General features: G+C 58.1%; 9 protein-coding genes. 6 read left to right on the plus strand and 3 right to left on the minus strand.

What is annotated here, in order from left to right; genetic code table 11:
* The first annotated feature begins 38 nt into the window (after window positions 1-38).
* Window positions 39-506 carry an aminoacyl-tRNA hydrolase gene (arfB, locus tag L3J03_06345; GenBank protein ID MCF6290597.1) on the plus strand — a complete coding sequence of 156 codons (468 nt, stop codon included), beginning with the start codon at window positions 39-41 and terminating at the stop codon, window positions 504-506.
* Window positions 507-627: 121 nt separating this feature from the next.
* Here arfB and L3J03_06350 read toward each other — a convergent pair whose 3' ends face one another.
* Window positions 628-822, minus strand: a complete 195-nt coding sequence (locus L3J03_06350) for a hypothetical protein (GenBank protein MCF6290598.1) — start codon at window positions 820-822, stop codon at window positions 628-630.
* Between the two features lie 249 nt (window positions 823-1,071).
* On the opposite strand from L3J03_06350, the gene prs reads away from it, so the two are divergent.
* Both prs and L3J03_06360 read left to right on the plus strand, forming a co-directional pair.
* Window positions 1,072-1,998: a ribose-phosphate diphosphokinase gene (prs, locus tag L3J03_06355; GenBank protein ID MCF6290599.1), complete on the plus strand. Its 927-nt coding sequence runs from the start codon at window positions 1,072-1,074 to the stop codon at window positions 1,996-1,998.
* A gap of 191 nt (window positions 1,999-2,189) precedes the next feature.
* Window positions 2,190-2,645: a glycine zipper 2TM domain-containing protein gene (locus tag L3J03_06360; GenBank protein ID MCF6290600.1), complete on the plus strand. Its 456-nt coding sequence runs from the start codon at window positions 2,190-2,192 to the stop codon at window positions 2,643-2,645.
* 22 nt (window positions 2,646-2,667) lie between these two features.
* Here the strand turns inward: L3J03_06360 and L3J03_06365 are convergent, their stop codons facing one another.
* Window positions 2,668-2,871 (minus strand): WYL domain-containing protein, encoded by a 204-nt coding sequence (locus tag L3J03_06365; GenBank protein MCF6290601.1) that lies wholly within the window; start codon window positions 2,869-2,871, stop codon window positions 2,668-2,670.
* A 187-nt stretch (window positions 2,872-3,058) separates the two neighbouring features.
* On the opposite strand from L3J03_06365, the gene pckA reads away from it, so the two are divergent.
* The 3 genes from pckA to L3J03_06380 all read left to right on the plus strand — a co-directional run bounded on the left by pckA (window position 3,059) and on the right by L3J03_06380 (window position 5,686).
* Complete coding sequence (pckA, locus tag L3J03_06370; GenBank protein ID MCF6290602.1) at window positions 3,059-4,672, plus strand: phosphoenolpyruvate carboxykinase (ATP); 1,614 nt, start codon at window positions 3,059-3,061, stop codon at window positions 4,670-4,672.
* A gap of 375 nt (window positions 4,673-5,047) precedes the next feature.
* On the plus strand, window positions 5,048-5,248 hold the full coding sequence (locus L3J03_06375) for a cold-shock protein (GenBank protein ID MCF6290603.1): 201 nt from the start codon (window positions 5,048-5,050) through the stop codon (window positions 5,246-5,248).
* A 225-nt stretch (window positions 5,249-5,473) separates the two neighbouring features.
* Complete coding sequence (locus tag L3J03_06380; GenBank protein MCF6290604.1) at window positions 5,474-5,686, plus strand: dodecin family protein; 213 nt, start codon at window positions 5,474-5,476, stop codon at window positions 5,684-5,686.
* 56 nt (window positions 5,687-5,742) lie between these two features.
* On the opposite strand, the gene L3J03_06385 is transcribed toward L3J03_06380, so the two are convergent.
* On the minus strand, window positions 5,743-7,558 hold a 1,816-nt coding region (locus L3J03_06385; GenBank protein ID MCF6290605.1), incomplete at its 5' end, for an adenylate/guanylate cyclase domain-containing protein.

Consider the following 7,558-nt stretch of genomic DNA (forward strand, 5'->3'; position numbering starts at 1 on the left):
TCATTGTCCTGGCGCTAAAAGCGTGGTTTGTTGCGCCAATGGACTCCTCCGGCCACAATGACACCGGGTTGCATAAAAAAACGGTTGCAATCAACCCCGACCTCCGCATTCCGGTCGAAGAACTGCTTTTCCGCTTTTCCCGGAGCAGCGGTCCGGGCGGCCAGAACGTCAACAAGGTGAACACCCGGGTCACCCTGATCTTTGACGTGACCGGCTCGCCCAGCCTGACCCCGGAACAGCGGGACCTGATTCGTAACAAGCTGGGGACCAGGATCAACAAGCAGGGCCGATTGCAGGTAACAAGCTACCGGCATCGCACCCAGGGAACCAACCGGGCCGCGGCCACCGAGCGATTTATCGAACTGCTCAAGGGAGCGCTGCAAAAAAGAAAACCAAGGAAGAAAACCAGGGTGTCGCGGGCCGCCAGGGAACGGCGACTGCAGGCCAAGAAACAACGCGGCCGGCTGAAACAGACCCGCGGCGCCGGGATCAGCGATCAGGATTAGAAATTGTCGGTCTCGCAACAACCCGCTCGACGGACGTGATTCGTCTTGTAACTTGTTGATTTTATTGGGTGGCATTTGAAGCCTTTCGGGTTGTTACGAGTTCATCAGAAATTCTTTAAGCTTATTTTTTCACATGCCCGTCACAGCAGCAGTTGCTGCCATGTTTATGGAACCCGGCGAAGCGCGCCTGGAGCATCTCCCGCAAATCGGGCGGTGCGTTTTCCAGGCAGTAGAGCATGGAGGCAACCTGCTCGGGGCTGCCCTCTTCCGCGGTCATGCATATCGTAAGCGCCTGCTCAAATGATTCGAACTCCATAATTCCTCTCTCCAACCCTGCCCAGGGTCTCTCAGTTACGGCACTTCCCTCTCTCCGGATAAAAAAAGTGGCACTATACCGAACTGCACTGATAATTGCAACTAATGACCCTAGATCCACCAGATATCTTTCCCATACCCCTCCGCCGGTCAGCCGCGCGAATCCCTTGACCGGCTGCAACCGACTGAGTATTCTCTTGGGGGTCGAAGCGTTACCCTGACATCTGCAATCTGCCGGCTGAATACAACCATGAAAACCACCACCCGTGACAATATCGTTCTCATCGCCAACCAGGCCTCCAGCAACCTGGCCCGGAAAGTGGCCGCGGAAATGGAGATCTCCTTTACCGAAATGATCAGGAAGGAGTTCCAGGACCAGGAGAGCTATCACGCCTTTCCGCTCAAACTGGCCGGCCGGGACATCATCATCATCGGTGCTACCCATGACGAACATGCCTTTCAGGAGGTGATCGATCTCATTGACGGCAGCCATTACTGGCGGGCCGATTCGGTGAACGTGATTGTCCCCTACCACGGTTATTCGACCATGGAACGGGCCAAGCCCGGCTCCGGCGAGATCCCCAAGGGAATCACCCGGACCAGGCAGTTGTTCCGGGCCTGCCCGGACTTTGTCGGGTTTATCGACCTCCATTCCGAGGCCATCCTCCATGCCCACAGCGGCAAGATCCACACCAAGCATATCCAGACCGACAGCCTGATCGTCGACAAGATCAAAACCCTCGGGCCCGGAGATTTTGTCCTGGTTTCACCTGATTACGGCCGGAGCAAGTGGGTGGCCGGTCTGGCCGGACGGTTGAATCTTCCCCACACCGCGGCGGACAAGGACCGGTTCGCCATGGACCGCACCATGGTCCAACAGGTGTCCAGCGTGGTCCGGGGCCGGACCGCGATTATCTGCGACGATATGATCCGTACCGGCGGCTCGATCATCCAGACCGCGGAACGCTGCCGACAGGCCGGGGCCGAGGATGTGGTGATCCTGGCAACCCACCTGGTACTGTGCGGCCGGGCCCGGCAACGCTTCCACGAGGCGGGGATCAAAAAAATCATCGGCGCTGATACCTGTCCCGGGGTGGTTGACGACGATCTCCTTGACACCTATTCGGTGGCCCCCCTGATCGCCCGGGAACTGCTCCGCCAGCTGCGGGTGGTCTGAACCGGCCCCGTTTCCCCTGATTGACCGGTCTACTTTTTCACCGCAATATGGTATGATTCAGGTGAGCGTTCACCAGGGGACACAAAGGGTACGAATCCCCACATTATCCACGTCAGCGCCGCTGCTTTCACCATTGCAGCCGAGGCCGGCCGGTCCCTGTAATATGGATCCGGCAAACAGGAGGAAAAAGCATGTCATATCTGAAAACAGTTGTCACTCTCCTTCTCTGCCTGGCCCTGGCCGGATGCGCTTCCAGCCGTTCCGGCCAGGTATATACCCGGGACCAGGCCCGCGTCACCCATACCATTGAGCGGGGTACGGTCATCCAGGTGGAACCGGTGCAGATCGAAGGCACCAAGAGTCAGGTCGGCACCATTGCCGGGGTTGCCGTCGGCGGGGTCCTGGGAAGCACCATCGGCCAGGGCCGCGGCCGGGACGTTGCCACGGTGCTGGGCGCGGTCGGCGGCGGACTTGCCGGAGCAGCAGCGGAAGAGGAGCTTACCAAAAAGGCGGGGCTGGAGATCACCGTCTCCCTGGACAACGGCCAGACCATCGTGGTTGTCCAGGAGGCGGACCTTCTGTTCCATGTCAACGACCGGGTCCGGGTGATCAAGGGCAGCGACGGCACCACCCGGGTCCGTTATTAGCCGCTTTTCCCTCGCTGTTCTTTCATTCATATATCGCCCGCAGCCGCGCGACCTCCTGCTTCATCTCGGTGACAAGCGCTTTCGGGGCCAGCACCTCGGCATCGCCACCCCATGACAGAAACCATTGCTTGACCTCAAGGAGATGGTCCGCCGGAAAAATCAGCTCAAGGCCGCCGTCCGGGTGGTCATTGAGCTGCTGGGCCGGATGCCACTCCCGTTCCCGCACATAGGGGGCCGCTCCCGGGCTGAACCGGACCCGGATCAAGCAAAAAAAAGACAGGCACCCTGGAGGTGCCCACCTATCTCCGCTGGGGCCGGGCGCTCACCCTTGAACAACATTTAAAGTCAAAAAAAAATCGCCATGGTGTATACTCCCCAGCGACTCACCAACCAGCAGCCTAAGGAGCAGGGAGATGGAGATCAACGAACAGATACCGGAATACGGCCTTGAATACCTGGGCCTGCACAGCCTGGAGGCGGTGCACTGGAACCTCTCCACCCCGGCCCTGTACGAATTCGCCCTGCGCCGCTTCGAAGGCCACCTGGCCCACCATGGTCCGCTGGTGACCAACATGGGCATGCACACCGGCCGGGCCGCCAAGGACAAGTATATTACCGATGAGCCGGGCAGCCACGACGATATCTGGTGGGGCAAGGTAAATGTCGGCTATCCGGAGGAGAAGTTCAATATGCTGTTCGAGCGGATGCTCGCCTACCTGCGCGGCAAGACCGTCTTTGTCCAGGACTGCCATGCCGGGGCTGACCCGCGGTTCCGCTACCCGGTCCGGGTGATCTCCGAATTCGCCTGGCACAGCCTCTTTGCCCGGAACATGTTCATCAAGCAGAAGCGGGACCCGAAGGAGATGCACGCCTTCAAGCCCGAGTTCACCGTGCTCCAGTGCCCCAACTTCCATGCCGACACCGATGACAACGCCACCCGGAGCGGTACCTTTGTGATCATCAACGTCAGCCGCCGGCTGGTGATCATCGGCGGCACCGCCTATGCCGGCGAGATCAAGAAATCGATCTTCTCCACGCTCAACTATCTTCTGCCCGACCGGGAGGTGCTGCCCATGCACTGCTCCGCCAATGTCAGCGCAAAAAATCCCAAGGACGTGGCCATCTTCTTCGGCCTGTCCGGCACCGGCAAGACCACCCTGTCCGCCGACCCGAACCGGGTGCTGATCGGTGACGACGAACACGGCTGGTCCGACAGCGGGGTCTTCAACTTCGAGGGGGGCTGTTATGCCAAGGTGATCCGCCTCTCCCAGGAGGCGGAGCCGGAGATCCATGCCTGCACCAGGCGGTTCGGCACCATCCTTGAAAACGTGGCCATGGACCCGGTGACCCGGCTGGTGGACCTGGACGACGACAGCCTGACCGAAAATACCCGGGCCTCCTATCCCCTCTCCCACCTGCCCAGCTACGTCGAATCCGGGATGGCCGGCCATCCCGGGAACATCATCATGCTCACCGCCGACGCCTTCGGGGTCCTGCCACCCATTGCCAGACTCTCCATTGAGCAGGCGATGTACCACTTCATCAGCGGCTATACCGCCAAGGTGGCGGGCACCGAGACCGGGATCACCGAACCGACGGCCACCTTTTCGGCCTGTTTCGGCGCGCCCTTCATGATGCGCCATCCATCGGTCTATGCCGAACTGCTGGCCAGAAAGATGGCCGAGCACAGGAGTTCCTGCTGGCTGGTCAACACCGGCTGGACCGGCGGACCCTGCGGGGTCGGGTCGAGAATGGCGATCAACCACACCCGCACCCTGTTGAACCGCGCCCTGGACGGCCTGCTTGACCATACCCCCATGGACCGGGACCCGCTGTTCGGTTTCCTGGTGCCCCGGCAGGTCCCCGGAGTGCCGGAAGAGATACTGAACCCGCGGCGCTCCTGGGCCGACCCGGCGGCCTATGACAACCAGGCCCGGATGCTGGCCCGGCTCTTTCTTGAAAACTTCGAGCAGTACCGGGACAATGCCTCGGCAGAGGTGCTGGCCGCCGGCCCCCGGCCGGCCTGATTCGCTTACAGTGTAGATTTTATACTTTATATAAGTCGTGCCGGGCAAAGCTCTGGGTCTGAGGAAATTTTCATTGTTGGTTGTGGCTGCGGCCCAAAATATGGTCCAGCCATGCTGGTTAGTTGAAAAAAAACAGCAAAAACCAAAAAAACTCTATTCTTTGTAAGAACGATGTGGTAATATTACTCCTGTTTTTTGTGCAGTACTTGTTTGTAGTTAAGCAGATACGGAAAGATCACCGCACAATCCTAACATCAGGACAGTGCGGTTTTTTTGTATTGACAAGCAGACTGCCCGCCGACGTATCCAGACGATATCTCGGCTTTTATTAAAAGGTTCCCAGTGAGGGACCGCGCACACAAGGAGTAGTTCAACATGGCAGAGGGTACAGTTAAATGGTTTAACGATGCAAAGGGTTTCGGTTTCATTGAACAGGATGGCGGCCAGGACGTTTTCGTCCATCACAGCGCAATCCAGACCGAGGGTTTCAGGTCACTGACCGAGGGCGCCCGGGTTACCTTCGACATTGTCGAGGGGGCCAAGGGTCCGGCAGCGGAGAACGTTGTCCAGGTCTAAAGCCGGCAGCGACCAGTACTTTGAAAGCCCCGCGTACGCGGGGCTTTTTTTTGTGTAAAAAGGTTCGCCGGCGCTACAACCTCTCCGCCTTGATCTCCCATCAGCCACACTCTTTTTCCTTGACCTTCGCCCTGTTGCCGGGTATCGAAATTATGGAGAAAGACAAGACGGTTCGCTAGAGGAACGATATTTTTTGCAGATGAATCACATCAAAAGGAGGGAGTCATGTCAGAGAGTGTCTATAAGATTATCGAACTGGTGGGGACAAGTACGGAATCGTGGGAAAAGGCGGCCCGGCAGGCAGTGGAGACCGCGGGCAAGAGCCTGCGCGACCTGAGGGTGGCGGAGATAACCAAGCTGGACATGAAGATCGAGAACGGCAAGGTGGCGGCATTCCGGGCCCGGGTCTCGCTTTCGTTCAAGTACCATAGCAGTTGATGCCCGGCCTGACAACGCGCCCCGGCAACCCTTGAGGCGCCTGACATCTGAACCCTTTATTTTGTCGTATGAATATACACGCCGTCCCAGTCATCAGGGGGCGGTTGTTCGACAAATGCTGCACAGCGCTGCTGGTAAATGAGGTAGAGTTTCCGGTTGAAATAATCCTCTTGCAGGGCGGCAAACAGCTTCATGGCGGTTTTGAACCGTTTATGCCGGTACAGGCCCAGGGCCTCGTGATATTGTGCCAGTTCCTGTTCAGGGTTCTTGTGGTGCCGTTTCGGGGAATAGAGACCAAAAATCCTGATCGGCTCTGTTCTGCCCTTGACCCGGACCAGGTCCAGGTCCTGGAGCAGGATGCCGCCGGGGCAGACGGACTTCATCGTCTCGCTCACGATGCACTTGACCCCGTAAAACTTGGTCAACCCCTCCAGACGGGAGGTAATGTTTACGTCGTCGCCGATAATCGTATAGTCGAAAAGATCGTCGGTGCCTATATTGCCGACCTGAACGATCCCGGCGTGCAGGCCGATGCCGATATCAATGGTCAGGCCGTATTTTTTCGCAAAAACCTTGTTGAGATCATCCAGGGCCGCGACCATCTCAACCACTGACCGCAGGGCCTTTATCTTATGGTCCGGAATATCGATGGGAGCGTTCCAGAAGGCCATGATGGCATCGCCGATAAATTTATCCAGGGTCCCGTAGTTATTGGTGATGACCCTGGTCATCGGCGTAAAATAATCATGGAGCAACTCGACTATCTGGGCCGGGGAAAGTTTTTCCGAAATGGTGGTAAAACCACGGATATCGGAAAAGATAATGCTTAACTCCTTTTGTTCTCCCGCCAGACTCAATTTCTCCGGTGAGTTCGTCATCTGCTCGACCACGGCATCGGATACGTACCGGGAAAAGGCCTGCCGTAAGAAACCTTTTTCCTTTTCCGCGTGCCAGAATTTCAACAGGGTCAACAGCGGGAAATTAACGGCCAGGGAGATCATCGGGAACAGGGGCGAAAAAAACATTCGCCGGCTGCCGAGGTACCAGATCCCGCCCTGCCACATGAGCACTCCGGCGCAGACAACCACCGGCAGGGTCCATTTACCGCCGGTCCAGGTGATAAGAACGGTCGTTACAAACCCGAAAAAAACAATCAGGCAGAGTTCAAACCCCGGCGCCCAGTCGGGCCGCGCCAGAAAATCCCCGGCAAGGATGTTGTCGATCGCCGTGGCATGCACTTCCATGCCCGGATAAACAGAGTCAAACGGGGTTGCCCGGATATCCTTGAGCCCGGCCGCCGAGGTGCCGACAATCACGATTTTACCCGCCAGGGCGCCCTTTGGCAGGCGATCTTCAAGCACCTGTCCGGCCGAATAATAGGTAAATGTCTTGTGGGGGCCGCGGTAATGCAGCAGCATTCTGCCGTTTCTGTCCAACGGCACAACCGTGGTGCCGATCCGCATTGACTCGATGCCGCCCGAAGTGAGCTTCAGGCTAACGGGCAGTTTTTCCTTAAACGTGGCCTGCAAGGCGGACAGGGCCAGGCTCGGGTAGATCTTGCCGTTCCAGGAGATGAGCAGCGGGGTTTTCCGGATGATTCCGTCCTCATCCGGCAACGCATTCAGAAAGCCGGAATATCCGGCGGCGGCAGCCAGTTCCTTAAGCGGCACCACCGCGGCCCGGGCCTGCAGGAGATAACCGGCCGGATCCCCGGCGCCGGCCTCCTTAATAAAAATCGGATTAAGCGGGTGCAGGCCGCTGTTTTCCGGAGAGCCTTGCTGCTGCTCAAAATTAAAAAAGAAGCCAAGGCTGTAGGAGCCGTTGCGGAGGACGTCGGCCAGAACCTGGTCGTTGTCCATCAGGCCCGCTGGC

The sequence above is a fragment of the Desulfobacterales bacterium genome, from assembly GCA_021647905.1.
GTDB lineage: Bacteria > Desulfobacterota > Desulfobulbia > Desulfobulbales > BM004 > JAKITW01.